The sequence below is a fragment of the Flavobacterium gelidilacus DSM 15343 genome, assembly GCF_000422685.1.
In the GTDB taxonomy this organism is placed as follows: Bacteria; Bacteroidota; Bacteroidia; order Flavobacteriales; family Flavobacteriaceae; genus Flavobacterium; species Flavobacterium gelidilacus.
Map to the genome: position 1 here is coordinate 464215 of NZ_KE383903.1, position 15814 is coordinate 480028.

18 protein-coding genes are annotated in these 15814 nt (G+C 29.8%); 15 read left to right on the top strand and 3 right to left on the bottom strand.

The genetic code is table 11. The features are described from left to right. Window positions 1-70: 70 nt before the first annotated feature. Window positions 71-970, bottom strand: coding sequence for a S66 peptidase family protein (locus tag G507_RS0111825; protein ID WP_035666143.1), 900 nt, complete (start codon window positions 968-970; stop codon window positions 71-73). A 155-nt stretch (window positions 971-1125) separates the two neighbouring features. Here G507_RS0111825 and metG point away from each other — a divergent pair, with 155 nt between their 5' ends. The 4 genes from metG to G507_RS0111845 all read left to right on the top strand — a co-directional run bounded on the left by metG (window position 1126) and on the right by G507_RS0111845 (window position 5441). Next, entirely contained in the window at window positions 1126-3180 is a 2055-nt protein-coding gene (gene metG / locus G507_RS0111830) for a methionine--tRNA ligase (protein WP_026717673.1), read from the top strand. 62 nt (window positions 3181-3242) lie between these two features. Then, entirely contained in the window at window positions 3243-3848 is a 606-nt protein-coding gene (locus tag G507_RS0111835; RefSeq protein WP_035666151.1) for a transposase, read from the top strand. Further along, window positions 3849-4535, top strand: coding sequence for an HAD family hydrolase (locus G507_RS0111840; RefSeq protein ID WP_026717675.1), 687 nt, complete (start codon window positions 3849-3851; stop codon window positions 4533-4535). 6 nt (window positions 4536-4541) lie between these two features. Next, the gene (locus G507_RS0111845; RefSeq protein WP_026717676.1) at window positions 4542-5441 is read left to right on the top strand and encodes a histone deacetylase family protein; all 900 of its coding nucleotides are present in this window, start codon (window positions 4542-4544) and stop codon (window positions 5439-5441) included. Here G507_RS0111845 and G507_RS0111850 read toward each other — a convergent pair. Both G507_RS0111850 and G507_RS0111855 read right to left on the bottom strand, forming a co-directional pair. Beyond that, window positions 5438-5878 (bottom strand): HRDC domain-containing protein, encoded by a 441-nt coding sequence (locus G507_RS0111850; RefSeq protein ID WP_084518971.1) that lies wholly within the window; start codon window positions 5876-5878, stop codon window positions 5438-5440. The two genes, G507_RS0111845 and G507_RS0111850, sit on opposite strands and share 4 nt — an antisense overlap. 75 nt (window positions 5879-5953) lie before the next feature. After that, the gene (locus tag G507_RS0111855; protein ID WP_026717678.1) at window positions 5954-6286 is read right to left on the bottom strand and encodes a single-stranded DNA-binding protein; all 333 of its coding nucleotides are present in this window, start codon (window positions 6284-6286) and stop codon (window positions 5954-5956) included. Window positions 6287-6503: 217 nt separating this feature from the next. On the opposite strand from G507_RS0111855, the gene G507_RS0111860 reads away from it, so the two are divergent. The 11 genes from G507_RS0111860 to G507_RS0111910 all read left to right on the top strand — a co-directional run bounded on the left by G507_RS0111860 (window position 6504) and on the right by G507_RS0111910 (window position 15792). Further along, on the top strand, window positions 6504-8030 hold the full coding sequence (locus G507_RS0111860; RefSeq protein WP_026717679.1) for a bifunctional GNAT family N-acetyltransferase/carbon-nitrogen hydrolase family protein: 1527 nt from the start codon (window positions 6504-6506) through the stop codon (window positions 8028-8030). Window positions 8031-8085: 55 nt separating this feature from the next. Next, on the top strand, window positions 8086-8562 hold the full coding sequence (locus G507_RS0111865) for a DUF6265 family protein (RefSeq protein ID WP_026717680.1): 477 nt from the start codon (window positions 8086-8088) through the stop codon (window positions 8560-8562). Window positions 8563-8565: 3 nt separating this feature from the next. Next, window positions 8566-8916, top strand: a complete 351-nt coding sequence (locus tag G507_RS0111870; RefSeq protein ID WP_026717681.1) for a hypothetical protein — start codon at window positions 8566-8568, stop codon at window positions 8914-8916. A gap of 14 nt (window positions 8917-8930) precedes the next feature. Next, a complete protein-coding gene (locus tag G507_RS0111875) occupies window positions 8931-10370 on the top strand; it encodes a hypothetical protein (protein WP_026717682.1) in 1440 nt (479 codons plus the stop codon). Next, entirely contained in the window at window positions 10360-11178 is an 819-nt protein-coding gene (locus G507_RS0111880; RefSeq protein WP_026717683.1) for an NAD(P)H-binding protein, read from the top strand. Before G507_RS0111875 ends, G507_RS0111880 begins: the two co-directional genes overlap by 11 nt. Window positions 11179-11199: 21 nt before the next feature. Beyond that, window positions 11200-11673, top strand: a complete 474-nt coding sequence (locus G507_RS0111885; protein WP_026717684.1) for a methylated-DNA--[protein]-cysteine S-methyltransferase — start codon at window positions 11200-11202, stop codon at window positions 11671-11673. A gap of 63 nt (window positions 11674-11736) precedes the next feature. Then, on the top strand, window positions 11737-12894 hold the full coding sequence (locus tag G507_RS0111890) for a serine hydrolase domain-containing protein (protein ID WP_026717685.1): 1158 nt from the start codon (window positions 11737-11739) through the stop codon (window positions 12892-12894). Between the two features lie 48 nt (window positions 12895-12942). Beyond that, window positions 12943-13656 carry a 3'-5' exonuclease gene (locus G507_RS0111895; protein ID WP_026717686.1) on the top strand — a complete coding sequence of 238 codons (714 nt, stop codon included), beginning with the start codon at window positions 12943-12945 and terminating at the stop codon, window positions 13654-13656. An 89-nt stretch (window positions 13657-13745) separates the two neighbouring features. Beyond that, window positions 13746-15185 (top strand): nucleoside recognition domain-containing protein, encoded by a 1440-nt coding sequence (locus tag G507_RS0111900; protein ID WP_026717687.1) that lies wholly within the window; start codon window positions 13746-13748, stop codon window positions 15183-15185. 15 nt (window positions 15186-15200) lie between these two features. Next, window positions 15201-15596, top strand: coding sequence for a hypothetical protein (locus G507_RS0111905; RefSeq protein WP_026717688.1), 396 nt, complete (start codon window positions 15201-15203; stop codon window positions 15594-15596). A gap of 4 nt (window positions 15597-15600) precedes the next feature. Further along, window positions 15601-15792, top strand: a complete 192-nt coding sequence (locus G507_RS0111910) for a hypothetical protein (RefSeq protein WP_026717689.1) — start codon at window positions 15601-15603, stop codon at window positions 15790-15792. The last annotated feature ends 22 nt before the right edge of the window (window positions 15793-15814 follow it).

The window sequence follows — 15814 nt, forward strand, 5'->3', positions numbered from 1 at the left end:
TGTTTTTTAGTCTTCAGTTAGCTTAATATTTTAAAAATTTCTTTAATTTCTCAAATCAGTGTTCCAAAAATTAATCTTTAAATTTTAAAATAACTTTTTCTTGGCTCACTTCAAAATCAACTTGTTTTCCTAAAATAAGTGTTCGATTATCTTTCATATGTCCAGCCGGAAAATCAAAACAAACAGGAATATTATACTCTTTTGCAATAGCAGTAATAATTTGCACAGCGTTTTGTCCAAACGGAATTTCATTATCATGCATATCAGTCATTCCTCCAACAATTAATCCGTTTACGTTTTCAAAATAACCATTGCGTTTTATATTTTGCATCATTCGATCAATATGATATAAATATTCGTCTAAATCTTCAATATAAAGTATCTTGTTTTTAGTATCCAAAGAAGATTTTGATCCTAACAAACTATATAAAATCGATAAATTTCCTCCAACCAATTCTCCTGAAGTTTTTCCTTGAATATCATATGATTTTGAAGGAATTGAATATTCTATATGTTCTCCAAATAATGCTTTTCTTAATGTTTCTTTCACTTCATCAGAAGCTTTTGGAACCGTAAAAGGCATAATACAATGCAAAGAAGCTACTCGTTCTGCATTGGCTTGTGAATGTAAAACCGTGACATCACTAAAACCCATTATCCATTTCGGATTTTTCTTGAATTTAGTAAAATCAAGTAAATCAACCATTCTAACCGTTCCATAACCACCACGAGCACACCAAATTGCTTTGATGTTATCATCATCCATCATGTTTTGAAAATCAGCAGCTCTTTCTAAATCAGTTCCTCCTAATTGACAACTATCTAAACCTATTGTTGCACCCAATTTTATTTTTAAACCCCAAGATTCTAACAATTCTTTAGCAGGAATGGCATCTTCTGGGAAAAATTTTCGAGCAGTACAAACAATAGCAACGGTGTCGCCTTTTTTTAAATAAGGTGGGATTTTCATCTTCTTTTGGGAATAAGAAAGGTTAAAAATTAATAACACTAAAAAAGTAAATCGATACATTGTCAGATTTCTTTATCTCAAAAGTAAACAAAATCTAAATTAAATTCGATAATTCATGCTTAAACAATTATTTTTGTACTCAAATTAAAATCATAATGATACAAAATCCAAAAAGATATACAATTACAGCAGCCTTACCTTACACTAATGGTCCAATTCATATTGGTCATTTAGCTGGAGTTTATGTGCCAAGTGATATTTATTCAAGATATTTAAGATTACAAGGAGAAGATGTTGCTTTTATTTGTGGAAGTGATGAACACGGTGTTGCCATTTCTATGAAAGCTAAAAAAGAAGGCATTACACCACAAGAAGTAATTGATAAATATGACGGAATTATTCGTCAATCTTTTATAGATTTCGGAATTTCATTTGATAATTATTCAAGAACGTCATCTAAAATTCATCATGATACTGCGCAAGAATTCTTTAGAAAATTATATGATCAAGGTGATTTTATTGAAGAAGTAACCGAGCAATTATACGATGCAAAAGCTGACCAATTTCTAGCGGATAGATTTGTAACAGGAACTTGTCCAAAATGTGATAATCCTGAAGCTTATGGTGATCAATGTGAAAAATGTGGTTCCACTTTAAACGCAACAGATTTAATAAATCCTAAATCAACTATAACCGGAGAAACTCCAACATTAAAAGAAACAAAACATTGGTTTTTACCTTTAGATAGATACCAAGATTTTCTTCAAAAATGGATTTTAGAAGGTCACGCAAAAGACTGGAAAACAAATGTTTTAGGTCAAGTAAAATCGTGGTTAGATGATGGTCTAAAACCAAGAGCTGTAACACGTGATTTAGATTGGGGAATTGACGTTCCGGTTGAAGGTGCTGAAGGAAAAAAATTATACGTTTGGTTTGATGCTCCAATTGGTTACATTTCTTCCACAAAAGAATGGGCTGCCAAAGAAGGAAAAGATTGGGAACCTTATTGGAAAGATGCTGATACAAAATTAGTTCACTTTATTGGAAAAGATAATATTGTGTTTCATTGTATCATTTTTCCAGCGATGCTAAAAGCTGAAGGAAGTTATATTTTACCTGATAATGTTCCTGCTAATGAATTTTTAAATTTAGAAGGAAATAAACTTTCGACATCTAAAAACTGGGCTGTTTGGTTGCACGAATATTTACAAGATTTTCCAAACCAACAAGACGTTTTGCGTTATGCTTTAACAGCAAATGCTCCGGAAACAAAAGATAATGACTTTACTTGGAAAGATTTTCAGGCAAGAAATAATAATGAATTAGTAGCTGTTTTTGGAAACTTCATCAATCGTGTTGTGGTTTTAACTAACAAATATTATGACGGAATTGTTCCAAGTCCAAATGAATTTACTGAAGTTGATGAAGCAACTTTAACGGAATTAAAAGCTTATCCTAATGTGATTTCAAGTTCCATTGAACGTTATCGTTTTAGAGAAGCTTTAGGAGAAATGATGAACGTTGCTCGTTTAGGAAATAAATATTTAGCAGACGAAGAACCATGGAAAATGGTAAAAGAAAATCCAGAAAGAGTAAAAACACAAATGTATGTTGCGCTTCAAATTTCAGCTGCTTTGAGTGTTTTAGCTGAACCTTTCTTGCCTTTTTCTTCAACAAAATTAGAAAATATGCTGAACTGTAAATTAGCTTGGAATGATGTTTCAACAAGTTCAGATTTACTAATTGCAGGACATAAAATTGGTCAAGCCGAATTACTTTTCTCAAAAATTGAAGATGAAGAAGTTCAAAAACAAGTTGATAAATTACTAGCAACTAAAAAAGCAAATGAAATGGAAAATGCAAAAGCAGAGCCACAAAAAGAAGTGTCAACTTTTGAAGATTTCTCTAAATTAGACATCAGAGTTGGAACAATTTTAGAAGCAGAAAAAATGCCAAAAGCCAACAAACTTTTAGTTTTAAAAGTAGATACAGGAATTGATATTCGCACAATAGTTTCTGGAATTGCAGAACATTTTTCACCCGAAGAAGTTGTTGGAAAACGTGTGACAGTTTTAGTTAATTTAGCACCAAGAGCTTTACGTGGTGTAGAAAGTGCTGGAATGATCTTAATGACAAACAACGCTGAAGGAAAGTTAGTTTTCGTAAATCCTGATGCTGATGGAGTTGTTAATGGTGCTTTGATTTCGTAAAGACGTTGCAATGCAACGTCTCCACTATTGCAATGCAAGGTCTCGTTATTAATAATATACCTATGTCCAAAAATTATAAAAACAAATACCGAATCGAATCTTTAAGACTCAAAAACTGGGATTATAGAAATAATGGTGCTTACTTTATAACTATTTGTACTGGAAACAGAAAACATTATTTTGGTGAAATTGAAAATAATAACAATCAAAAAATAATGCTTTTAAATGAAATCGGAACCATTGCAGAAAATTTTTGGTTAGAAATACCTAACCATTTTCCGTTTGTTGAATTAGGTAATTTTGTTGTTATGCCAAATCATATACATGGAATACTGATAATAAACTCGTTACAAAATGACAACTTAAATTTGTTGCAATGTAACGATTCCAATGAAAAACCATCTATGGCAATTAATGAATCTTTGCAATGCAACGATTCTACGAATACATATTTTTCAAAAATATCACCGAAACCTGGTTCTGTTTCAACAATTATTCGTTCTTATAAATCTGTTGTTACAAAAAATGCACGCTTAATCAATTCAGATTTTAATTGGCAGTCTAAATTTTATGATATAATTATTAAAAACTCGATTTCATTTGAACGAATTCAAACTTATATTGAAAACAATCCTTCTAATTGGAAAGAAGATAAATTTTACAACTAAATGAACCCAAAAATAATAGCTTTCGACGCAGACGATACACTTTGGCACAACGAACCTTATTTCGATGAAGCTCAAGAACGATTTTGTCAATTATTTCAAGATTTTGCTTCTAGTCAAGAGATTTTGGGTTTAATTTTAAACCATCAAGTTAAGAACTTACCTCTATATGGTTTTGGAATAAAAGCCTTTACACTTTCCATGATTGAGGTTGCTTTGCAATTAACCAATCATCAAATTTCTGGAAAAGGTATTGAACAAATTATAACTATTGGTAAAGATTTATTGCAAAAACCTGTTGAATTATTACCAAATGTAGAAGACGTTTTAAAAGAACTTAATGGCAAGTACAAATTAGTTGTTGCTACAAAAGGTGATTTGAAAGACCAACACAGAAAATTACACGATTCCGGAATTGGACATTATTTTCACCATATTGAAGTTTTGAGTGACAAAGCCGAATTAGACTATTCCAAAATGTTTGGCCGTTTAGAATGCAAAACAAATGATTTCTTAATGATCGGAAATTCGTTAAAATCTGATGTCTTACCCATTCTAAATTTAGGTGGTTTTGGAATTCACATTCCTTATCACACGACTTGGGAATATGAAAAAATTGATTTCGAAATTGAACATAAAAACTTTTTAGCACTTTCAAATGTAAAAGAAGTTTTGAATGTTCTAGACTAGTTCTATATGTTTCCAATAGCATTTCATCCCATATATAAACATCCTTTGCCAGAAGGACATCGTTTTCCTATGTTGAAATATGATTTGCTACCACAACAATTATTGCATGAAGGAACAGCTTTAAAATCCGATTTTTTTGCACCTGAAACTTGCGATTTAAGTCATATTTTAGCTACTCACACAAAAGAATATGTAGATGATTTACTAAAGCTCACATTAAACGCTAAAGCTGCTCGAAAAATAGGATTCCCACTTTCAAAAGAACTAGTAGAACGCGAATTAAGAATTACACAGGGAACCATAATTGGTGCTCAAAAATCCTTTGAGTCAAAAGTTTCCTTTAATATTGCTGGTGGAACACATCATGCCTATTCAAATCATGGAGAAGCTTTTTGTATGCTAAATGACCAAGCCATTGCCTCTAAATTTTTATTGGACAAAAAATTAGTCAAAAAAATTTTAATTATCGATTTAGATGTACATCAAGGTAATGGAACAGCTGAAATATTTCAGAATAATTCAAATGTTTTTACCTTTTCAACACATGGTAAAAACAATTATCCTTTCAAAAAAGAAAAATCTGACTTAGATATTGCTTTTAATGACAACACTTCTGATGATGAATTTCTAAAAACTATTTCAACCGTAATTCCAGATTTAATTGAAGCACAAAAACCCGATTTTATCTTTTATTTAGCTGGTGTTGACATTTTAGCTTCTGACAAATTAGGCAAATTAGGTTGTTCACTCGAGGGCTGTAAAAAAAGAGATCAACTAGTCTTTGAGTTGTGTTATAAATATGAAATTCCGGTCCAAGTTTCAATGGGCGGTGGTTATTCCCCAGAGATAAAAACTATTATTGAAGCTCATGCTAACACCTATCGAGCGGCTAAAAGTGTTTTCTAAAAAGCGTTCAAAACAGCTAAAATAGCTTCTCCATATTTTTCGGTTCTAACTTCACCAAAACCCTTTACTTGAATTAACTCTACTATACTTTGTGGTTTTGCCTCTGCTATTGCTAATAAATGTGCATTGTGACAAATTCTAAAAGCTGACCAACCTAAATCTTTCGCTAAGTCATTTCTCCAATGCTTCAGTGCTGAAAAAATTTCCTTTTCATACTCAGATAAATCTTCAAAAGTTGATTTGTCTTCTTTTGATTTTTCTGTTTTAGTTTTTAAGTCATAAAAAACTACTGCTGACCAATAATCGTTTGTTCCTGTTGTAACAAAATTGGTTGAAGTTAATTTTACTTCTACTGAATCTAAAAATTCATTCATTCGGTTTTGATCTACTATGCAAAACTCTTTACTTAATCTTATGTTGAAAACTCTTATGTTCATGATTTAAAATTTTAAAGGTTAAAAAAGGAATTGCACGAACTTCAATTTATGAAATCCGTGCAATCTTTAAAAAAATTACTTTCCTAATAAAAGCAACTCACTAATTACAACTTCTGTGATGTATCGTTTTACACCGTCTTTGTCATCATAACTTCTGTGTGATAACTTTCCTTCGATAGCAATTTCTTTTCCTTTGGTAACGTAGCTTTCAATTAAATCAGCTGTTTTTCCCCAAGCTGTTAAACGATGCCATTCTGTACTTTCTACTTTTTCCCCTTTTGCATTGGTGTAGCTTTCGTTTGTTGCTAGCGTAATGTTCGCTAATTTTTTTCCTCCTTCAAAAGTTTTGATTTCTGGTTCTTGTCCTACGTGACCGATTAATTGTACTTTGTTTCTTAATGCATTCATGGCGTGTAAAATTTAAATTGTTTATATAAATTATTTTCGTGTCTAATAAAAATTGATTTTAAAATTGAAATAATCGTTGTTTCATTTCGACAGTGCAAAGATTAGACGGCTTTCATAACTTATTCGGTAGTTATCTGTTTACTTTCGGTTGTAAATATTTGTAAACGTTTGTAAACGGATAATAATTTTATTATATTTGCAACAAAACCAGCAAAATATGCCTAGCACAATACAAACTGTTGAATTAAGAAATCTACAAATTGAAGATTATAAAGAGTTAAAAAAATCTATGATTGAGTCATATCCAGAAATGGCAGATACATTTTGGAAAGAAAATCAAATAGAAAATTTATTAAAAAAATTCCCAGAAGGACAATTAGTTATTGTTGTAGATGGAATCGTTGTAGGTTCTGCCTTATCTATTTTAGTGACAGAAGAGTTTGCCTTTAAAACTAGAACTTATAAAGGAATTACAGGTAATTATACTTTCTCCACTCATAATCCTAATGGTGAAGTTATTTATGGTATTGATGTTTTCATCAACCCAAAATATAGAGGTCTACGTTTAGGTAGACGTTTATATGATGCAAGAAAAGAATTGTGTGATCAATTAAATCTTAAATCAATAATCTTTGCAGGAAGAATTCCAACTTATGGAAAATACAAAGACGAAATAACTCCCAAAGTTTACATTGATAAAGTAAAGAAAAAAGAAATTTATGATCCTGTTCTATCATTTCAGTTAAGTAATGATTTTCACGAAGTTCGTGTACTTAAAAATTATTTAGAAGGCGATAAAGAATCTTTAGAATATGCTGTTTTATTAGAATGGAATAACGTCTATTATGAAGACAGTCCAAAATTAATTAATACAGAAAAAAGTATTGTTCGTTTAGGTTTAATTCAATGGCAAATGCGTTCGTTAAGTAATTTAGATGCTCTTTTTGAACAAGCTGAATTCTTTATTGATGCAGTTTCTGGTTACGGAAGTGATTTCGCATTATTTCCTGAATTATTCACAGCACCATTAATGGCAGACTACAACCATTTGTCTGAAGCAGAAGCGATTAAAGAGCTAGCTCGTCATACTGAAGCCGTAAAATTAAAATTCCAAGAATTTGCAATTTCTTACAATATAAATATTATTACAGGAAGTATGCCTTTTATTGAAGACGGACACGTTTTTAATGTGGGTTTCCTTTGTAAACGAGATGGTACAAACGAAATGTATCGCAAAATTCACATTACACCAAACGAAGTTTTCCATTGGGGAATTACAGGTGGTGATGCCATTCAAACTTTTGATACAGATTGTGGAAAAGTCGGAATCGTAATTTGTTATGATGTTGAATTTCCAGAATTATCAAGACTTATGGCTGATGAAGGGATGAATATTTTATTCGTTCCTTTCTTAACCGATACTCAAAATGGATATACACGTGTAAAACATTGTGCACAAGCAAGAGCCATTGAAAATGAATGTTATGTAGCAATTGCAGGTTGTGTTGGGAATTTACCAAAAGTAAACAACATGGATATTCAATATGCACAAGCTGCTGTTTTTACACCTTCTGATTTTGCTTTTCCAAGTAATGGAATTAAAGCAGAAGCAACTCCAAATACTGAAATGACTCTAATCGTAGATGTCGATATAAATTTATTAAAAGAATTACACCAACATGGAAGTGTTAGAACTATGAAAGACAGAAGACATGATTTATACCAACTTAAAAAACTTAAATAATCCAATTTTTGTCATTCTGAACTTGATTCAGAATCTAATTTTATAACTACTAATCATGAAAAAAATAATTCTGTTTTTATTGTTTACATCATTTTGTTTCGCTCAAAACACCTTGCATTACAATGATGAAAAGGGTTCTGAAAAGGCAACTTTACAAGATATAAAATGGCTTGCTGGAAATTGGAAAGGCGAAGCTTTTAGTGGAACTTATGAAGAAAATTGGAGTCAACCTTTTGGTGGCTCAATGATGTTCAACTTTAAACTTGTCGTTGAAGGTAAAATAGTCTTTTATGAACTAGGACACATTGTTGAAAAAGACGGGACACTTGAATATCAAATCAAACATTTTGATGCTAATTTAAACGGTTGGGAAGAAAAAGATCAATCAGAAGATTTTAAATTCATTAAAAAGGAAGGCAATAGAATGTATTTCGACAATTTCACTTTTGAATTTGTTTCAGAAAATCATGTGAAAGTATACGCTTACTTTGAAGATTCTAATGAAGAAATGGTTTTTAACTTTAAGAAGTAAATTATGAGTAAAAACTGTTTAGAATGTGGTGATAAAATTATAGGTAGAGAAGACAAAAAGTTTTGTTCTGACGGTTGTCGTAATGCCTATAATAATAAAATGAATAAAGATCAAAATAATTTGATGCGTAATATAAATAACAAATTGCGTAAAAATTACAGAATTCTTTGCGATTTAAATCCAGAAGATAAAGGAAGAACTACGCGAACTAAGCTGACAAGTAAAGGTTTTGATTTTGAGTTTTTCACAAGCATTTTACAAACCAAAACAGGAAACACTTATTATTTTTTATATGATCAAGGCTATAGATTATTGGAAGATGAATTTATTATGTTAGTTAAAAAAGAAGTTTAGACTTTAGAAGTTAGATGAAAGAAGAAAGAAGAAAGGTTTCTTTTAGAGAAGAACTTACTATTTCAAAATTTAGGTTTTGGTTGGGTTTGTTTGTTTCTGTATTGTTGAGTTTTTCAATTTATATTTTTTCTGTTTCCTTACGTGATTATTTACGACTTCTTACATTTACTCAAAACTTCAACTATTTAGAATTTACAAAAAACGAACTCTTATTTTATAATCTCTTTTATGCGTTTTTGGCATTATTAATTGGTCAAACGTTCTTTTTTAAAATAGTTTTTGATACTAATAGAAAGTATAATGAAAAAACCATTCAATTTAAACGAAAGAAAATTGTTCACAATCAAAATGTGTTGATTTGGGTTTTTTTATATTGGTTTTTTAAATTTTCTGTTATGTATGGAATGTTTAATATAAGTAGCTTTGGTCTAAGAAAAAACTTTAATCTTGGCATTCATTATCAAATTGATTTTTACAAAGAATATGATTATTTCTTTTTTCTTATAATTCTTGTTTTATTCTTACAATCTTGGCAAAGCATGCGCTGTTTTACAAGAAACTATTTTAAGTATATTCTTCTTTCTTTTGGATTAATAAGTTTAATTGCATTCTTATTTTCTCAAATAAATATTCTTTCTTTTGAATCTAAATTTTCAGAAATAAAAAAGAATAATTTATATACTAAGCATCAAATTGATTTACCTAAATCTGAATATTTAGAAAAATTATTTTATAATTCTATTACAAAACAATTTTACATTTCTAATGATTCACAAATTTACTATCAAGATAAAAATGAATCTATTAAGATAAAAAATTTAATTTCTTATATTACGGAAAATGACTTTTTAAAATATCATCGAAATGAACACATTCAACTAAACATTGATAAAAAAACTCCAATTAAATTTGTTAATAAAATAAAAAAAACAATATATATTTTAACTGATTATGAAATTGCTTATTCTACTTATCCAACAAAGTTTGAGCACAGAAAATCTTTTTATCAAGATAATTCTTTTGGAATTAGTGATGGAAAAAAATATTTATCTAAAAATAAATCTAATCGGAATTTTTATTTAAACTATGAAAATAGAATAGATTTAAAACAAAATAGTAAGAATGAAATTTCAGTTGATAATAAATTCTATAATAAAACAACTTTAATAGAATACATAAAAGATAGAATATTAGAAAACGAAAAATATATAATCACTATTGATTTAAAAGAAAATGCAGTTTTTAATGATTACATCCAATTACTCTCAATAGCTAAAGAAGGCTATTTTAAAGCTTGCGAAATTAAAGCAAAAAAAGAAGATTTAGAATTATATAATTTGGAATATAATATTGATGATATAATAAAATTTAACGTAATTGACTTAAATGCTCTAAGCTATGAGCGAAACGTTAATATAACTGAAATGATACATATATTAAATAATGCACAATAAAATCTCAATACTAGGAATCGGTTGGCTAGGATTTCCATTAGCTAAAAAGTTAATAGAAACTGGTTATGATGTAAAAGGTTCAACAACTTCTGAAAGTAAATTAGATCTTTTGGAAAGTAATGACATTCAACCTTTTCAAATTGAGCTTTCTGAAACTGAAATTATAGGAAATGTAGCTGGCTTTTTAGAAAGTTCGGAAGTTTTAATTATTGACATTCCTCCAAAATTACGAAGTAATCCATCAGAAAATTTTGTTGAAAAAATTAAATTATTGATTACTGAAATTGAAAAATCAAAAATTAAATATATTGTGTTTATAAGTTCAACAAGTGTTTATGCAGATGCATTTCCTGTTGTTGAAATAGATGAAAATACAATTCCAAATCCAGATTCTGAAAGTGGAAAACAATTGCTTCAAACTCAAGATTTATTACTTTCTAACTCAAATTTCCAAACTACAATTCTTCGTTTTGGAGGTTTAATCGGTGAAGACAGACATCCTATAAAGTTCTTAGCAGGAAAAAAAGACGTTGAAAACCCAGATGCTCCTATAAACTTAATTCATCAAGAAGATTGTATTGGAATAATTTGTGAGATTCTGAATCATGTTCAGCATGACAACTTAATTTTGAATGCTGTTTCTCCTTATCACCCAACTAGAAAAGAATATTATACCCAAAAAGCAAATGAAAATGAATTGCCTTTGCCTGAATTTGATAAATCAAAAAAATCTCTTGGAAAAATAATCAATAGTAAAAAAGTGTTAGAATTTTTGAATTACAAATTCAAAAGAGAAGCCCTTTTCTAAAATAATCCTTACATTTATTTTATGGAAACAGCAATGATCAAAACACCTTTAGGGTTTACAGAAATAATTGGAGATGAAAACGGAATTTCAAAAATTCATGTTTTTGATGAGGAACAAAAAGTATCTAAAAAAATTCCGCTTGAACTAGAAGAAGCTGTAAATCAAATTCAAGATTATTTTGAAGGAAATAGAAATGATTTCAATTTCAAATTAAATCCAAAAGGAACAGCTTTTCAACAAAAAGTTTGGCAAGAGCTATTAAATATTCCTCACGGAAAGACAATGTCTTATCAAGAACTTTCTATAAAATTAGGTGATGTAAAAGCAATTAGAGCTGTTGCAAACGCAAATGGAAAAAATCCACTTTGGATTGTAGTTCCTTGCCACAGAGTTATAGGTTCAGATGGTTCATTAACTGGTTATGCTGGTGGTTTGTGGCGAAAAAAATGGTTGTTAGATCATGAAAATCCTGTGAAACAACAATCTTTATTTTAAAATCTATTTTGAATTCTCTTTTTTGTATGGAAATTTCATTAAATTCGTTGTAAACTTTTTACTATGAGATTTCTCAAAAAACTCTTCAAATGGTTTGCTATTGTTTTAGTAAGCATTATTATTTTAATGTACCTTTTTGATGTAGATTATTTACTTAGAGCCGTTAGAACCATTTATTTCAGAGGCTATACAACCGCTTTTTTAGAAGACTACACTCATTTTCCTAATAGAGAAATCAAAAAAGGAACAGCACAACCTTGGAATATTGCCAAGAATTATAATTCTGTTGAAGCAACTCCAACTCTTGCAAAAACTCATAAAGAACTTCAAACCGTTGCTTTTTTAATTATTAAAAATGATAGTATTTGGCACGAAAGTTATTTTGATGGATTTAATAAAAACTCAAAAACTAATTCGTTTTCAATGGCAAAAAGTGTAATAACTGCTGCACTTGGAAAAGCCATAATACAAGGAAAAATTAAAAGTTTAGACCAAAAAGTAACTGACTTTTTCCCTGAACTAAAAGGTAAATTTGCTAAAGATGTAACAGTTGGTGATTTATCATCAATGGCTTCTGGATTAAATTGGGATGAAAAATATTATAGCCCTTTTTCAATTGTAACTCGTGCTTATTTTGATGATGATTTGAAAAAAGTAATTTTAGGATTAGAAATCAATGAAAAACCTGGTCAGTCTTTCAAATATTTAAGTGGTGCAACACAATTGTTAGCCATGTGTATTGAAAAAGCAACTGGTGAATATGTTTCTGATTATGTTTCTAAAAACTTTTGGCAACCAATGGGAGCAGAAAATGATGCACTTTGGCAACTAGACCACGATAACGATGGAATTGAAAAAGCCTATTGTTGCATAGCAAGTAACGCAAGAGATTTTGCAAGATTTGGAAAACTCTACAAGCAAAACGGAAAATGGAACGGAGAGCAAATTCTAGATTCAACTTTTGTGAAAAAGTGCATTACACCACGATTTAAAGACAGTCCACAATATGGTTATGGATGGTGGATGCATAACATTGGTGGAAAAGAGTTGTTTTACATGAGAGGTCATTTAGGACAATTTGTAATTGTAATTCCTGAAGATGATTTAATTATTGTGCGCTTAGGGCATTTAAAAGGGCTTCAAACGGCAACTGATCCTCATAGTAATGATTTATATACTTATGTGGAAGAAAGTTATAAGATGTTAGGAGAAAGAAAATAGAGGAAAAAACAAAGAAAAAAGACACTCACTTTTTAATAATAAAAAACCATGATCGAAAAAATTAACCTCAACAATATTCTATTTTTAGATATTGAAACTGTTCCTCAAGAAACAAGTTATTTAGGAATGGATGAAGAAACCAAAAAACTTTGGGAGCAAAAAACACAATACCAAAGAAGAGACGAAGTTAGTGCAGAAGATTTTTACGAAAGAGCCGGAATTTGGGCCGAATTCGGAAAAATAATTTGTATTTCGGTTGGCTTTTTTAACAACAAAAGTGATATTCGGAATTTTAGAGTGACTTCCTTTTTTGGTGAAGAAAAGAAAATATTACAAGATTTTTCAAACTTATTGAATGAAAATTTTCATTTAACGGCTCATCTTTTATGTGGTCATAACATCAAGGAATTTGATATTCCGTTCATTGCTCGTAGAATGATTATTAACGATTTGGCTTTACCACAAAAAATAAACTTATTTGGTAAAAAACCTTGGGAAGTTCCTCATTTAGACACTTTAGAATTGTGGAAATTTGGAGATTATAAACACTTTACTTCTTTAAAATTATTGACTAAAATTTTTGGCATTAAATCTCCTAAAGATGATATTGATGGAAGCGAAGTTGCAAGAGTATTTTATATAGAGAATGATATTGACAGAATTGTAACGTATTGTGAAAAAGACGTTATCGCTGTAGCTCAAGTTTTCTTAAAAATGCGAAGAGAAGATTTGTTAGTTGATGATGAAATTTTACATGTTTAAGTAAAATTCCAAATTCCAAAATTATCATTGATTTTTGACATTGTTATTGAAATTGACATTGATTTACTACTTTTACAAAAATTCGAATTATGGTATTGAGCAGGTTTTGGTTGGCAATTTTTGTTTCGTCAATTCTTTTTGTTGTGGTTAGTTTGTTTTCTGGAAACACTTATACTATAGATTTTCTTTTGAACGGTCAAAAAGATGATCCAGTTTTAGTTTCAGAAAAATTTTTGAATGAAATTCCAGTTTTCATTAAAGATAGTATTGAAAAATCTGAAGAAAAAACATACATACTTAACAACGTAACAACAAATCCTGATACAACTTACGTTTATAAAAATCAAACCGTAAAAATATATAGTGGTGTTCAAAAATCGGATGGTTTATTAGCTACTGCAAAAAGTAGTTTGGTCGATTTAATCATTCCGTTAATTGCTTATTTAGCCTTCTTTTGTGGTTTAATGCAATTGCTTATTGACTCTGGTGCTTCTGAAAAATTGGCCAAAAAATTGAGCCCCGTTTTCTCAAAAATATTCCCTACAGTTCCAAAAAATCATGAGTCCATTTCATATATGACTTTAAATTTTGCGGCTAACTTTCTTGGATTAGATTCTGCCGCAACTCCTTTTGGGTTGAAAGCCATGCAAAGTTTGCAAGAAATAAATCCGGATAAAGACAAAGCCAGTGATGCCCAAATAATGTTTATGTGTTTACACGCTGCTGGTTTAACTCTGATTCCGACATCAATTATTGGATATCGTGCGGCCGAAAATGCTGCCAATCCAGCTGATGTAATGTTACCTTGTATCATAACTTCATTTATTGGTACAATTGCTGCTTTCATCATAGTAGGAATTCGTCAAAAAATAAACTTTAAAAGTGCTTCACTGGTAATTTCCTTATTTACATTAATTGGTGCAATTGTAGGGTTGTTATTTTACATAAACGGATTAAATTTAGTGGAGAAAAACTTTTTTACAGCTAATCTTTCTGGTTTGATGTTAGTTGTAATAATTGCCTTTACCTTAATATTTTCTTGGATTAACGAAAAGAAATTCACTGCTTTAAAAACTACGATTTTCGACTCATTTGTTGTTGGAGCAAACAATGGTTTAAAAACTGGAGTAACGATTTTTCCTTATGTTTTAGCTATGCTTGTTGCTATTTCAATGTTCAGAAATAGTGGTTTGTTTGATTTGATTTCTAACGGAATTTCATTTATTGCTTCTCATGCTGGAATGAGTAAAGAAATAACAGATTCATTACCTGTTGCAATGTTGCGACCATTTAGTTCTGGTGGTTCACGTGGATTTATGATTGATGCTATGAAAACTTACGGTCCAGATTCATTAACTGGAAGATTGAGTAGTATTTTTCAATGTAGCGCAGAAACAACGTTTTACGTTATTGCTGTTTATTTTGGAAGTATCAACATGAAAAACACAAGATATACGCTAGGAACAATGCTTTTAGTTGATTTAATCTGTGTAATAACTGCTATCTTTGTCGCAAGTTGGTTTTTTTAATATAAAATAAGAAATATGCCTTTTACTGATTCTTTTAAAGATTTTTATGCAAGATTTAAAACTAGTTTAACTGATGGAACTTTTGCGAAATTGACTTTTGCAAAAACTATTGGAAATACTGAACTAAAAAATATTTACATTCGTCCAGTTATTGATGGCGACGAATTGAAAATGGAATTAAAGTTCAGGTTTCAGCAAGAAGAATTGTTTGAAATTCACACTGTCGATACAGCTTTTGATCGATTACTTCCGTTTTTAAACAATCCGTTTTTGTCTGTTATTTTATTTACGACTGAATTTGATTTAATGTATAAATTAAATAAAAAAAGAGTAGTAAATATATCAGATCAACATCCAACTTTTGGTAATGCAAATGATGTTTTGTTGGAATATTTGAATAAGAAAAAGTAATTGAATGAGAAACTCTTCTTTTTTAGTTGAAAATTTGATTTGTCATATACTGGGAAATATTACGGTTTGGATTTATTACCTGGGAAAAAAATCGTATGATGATGTAGTTAAAGATGATAATTCAAAATTGGGATTAGTTGTAGCAATCGTTATCATGATTATACTCTATTCGTTCTTTGAATCTGTAATAATCTAAATAAAAAAATCCCGATTACAAA

What these genes read in the sequence shown, in the direction of transcription:
- G507_RS0111890 (WP_026717685.1), top strand. Translation starts at nt 11,737, where the DNA reads ATGAGATTTCTCAAAAAACTCTTCAAATGGTTTGCTATTGTTTTAGTA.
- G507_RS0111910 (WP_026717689.1), top strand. Translation starts at nt 15,601, where the DNA reads ATGAGAAACTCTTCTTTTTTAGTTGAAAATTTGATTTGTCATATACTG.
- metG (WP_026717673.1), top strand. Translation starts at nt 1,126, where the DNA reads ATGATACAAAATCCAAAAAGATATACAATTACAGCAGCCTTACCTTAC.
- G507_RS0111835 (WP_035666151.1), top strand. Translation starts at nt 3,243, where the DNA reads ATGTCCAAAAATTATAAAAACAAATACCGAATCGAATCTTTAAGACTC.
- G507_RS0111855 (WP_026717678.1), bottom strand. Translation starts at nt 6,286, where the DNA reads ATGAATGCATTAAGAAACAAAGTACAATTAATCGGTCACGTAGGACAA.
- G507_RS0111840 (WP_026717675.1), top strand. Translation starts at nt 3,849, where the DNA reads ATGAACCCAAAAATAATAGCTTTCGACGCAGACGATACACTTTGGCAC.
- G507_RS0111905 (WP_026717688.1), top strand. Translation starts at nt 15,201, where the DNA reads ATGCCTTTTACTGATTCTTTTAAAGATTTTTATGCAAGATTTAAAACT.
- G507_RS0111865 (WP_026717680.1), top strand. Translation starts at nt 8,086, where the DNA reads ATGAAAAAAATAATTCTGTTTTTATTGTTTACATCATTTTGTTTCGCT.
- G507_RS0111900 (WP_026717687.1), top strand. Translation starts at nt 13,746, where the DNA reads ATGGTATTGAGCAGGTTTTGGTTGGCAATTTTTGTTTCGTCAATTCTT.
- G507_RS0111825 (WP_035666143.1), bottom strand. Translation starts at nt 970, where the DNA reads ATGAAAATCCCACCTTATTTAAAAAAAGGCGACACCGTTGCTATTGTT.
- G507_RS0111895 (WP_026717686.1), top strand. Translation starts at nt 12,943, where the DNA reads ATGATCGAAAAAATTAACCTCAACAATATTCTATTTTTAGATATTGAA.
- G507_RS0111875 (WP_026717682.1), top strand. Translation starts at nt 8,931, where the DNA reads ATGAAAGAAGAAAGAAGAAAGGTTTCTTTTAGAGAAGAACTTACTATT.
- G507_RS0111860 (WP_026717679.1), top strand. Translation starts at nt 6,504, where the DNA reads ATGCCTAGCACAATACAAACTGTTGAATTAAGAAATCTACAAATTGAA.
- G507_RS0111885 (WP_026717684.1), top strand. Translation starts at nt 11,200, where the DNA reads ATGGAAACAGCAATGATCAAAACACCTTTAGGGTTTACAGAAATAATT.
- G507_RS0111850 (WP_084518971.1), bottom strand. Translation starts at nt 5,878, where the DNA reads ATGAACATAAGAGTTTTCAACATAAGATTAAGTAAAGAGTTTTGCATA.
- G507_RS0111870 (WP_026717681.1), top strand. Translation starts at nt 8,566, where the DNA reads ATGAGTAAAAACTGTTTAGAATGTGGTGATAAAATTATAGGTAGAGAA.
- G507_RS0111880 (WP_026717683.1), top strand. Translation starts at nt 10,360, where the DNA reads ATGCACAATAAAATCTCAATACTAGGAATCGGTTGGCTAGGATTTCCA.
- G507_RS0111845 (WP_026717676.1), top strand. Translation starts at nt 4,542, where the DNA reads ATGTTTCCAATAGCATTTCATCCCATATATAAACATCCTTTGCCAGAA.